This is a genomic window from Bacillus sp. SIMBA_154, from assembly GCF_046536015.1.
GTDB lineage: Bacteria > Bacillota > Bacilli > Bacillales > Bacillaceae > Bacillus > Bacillus pumilus_P.
Genome location: NZ_JAWJBV010000585.1, coordinates 1 through 242 on the forward strand (window position 1 = coordinate 1; position 242 = coordinate 242).

At 43.4% G+C, this 242-nt stretch carries 1 protein-coding gene; it reads left to right on the plus strand.

Features of this window, described 5'->3' with window-relative positions:
• On the plus strand, nt 1-242 hold a 242-nt coding region (locus tag R0K30_RS23245), incomplete at both ends, for an AraC family transcriptional regulator ligand-binding domain-containing protein (protein ID WP_410613362.1).

A 242-nucleotide genomic window follows, 5' to 3' on the forward strand; every position in this document is an offset into this window, starting at 1 on the left:
GAACTTGGGGGAGATTTCGCTGCCATAATGCAGCAGTGCGCCATTAATGTGGACTTTAATAAACTAGAGCAAGAGACCCTTACTTACCGCGCGTATGCACAGCTATTAGAGCATTGCGCGAATACACTAAATTGTCCAAATTTTGGGTTAAAACTAGCAAGTCTGCAAAGCTTTGATATTTTAGGCCATATTGCAATAGCCGCTCAAACAGGCACTAACTTAGCTGAGGGGTTAGATTGGGT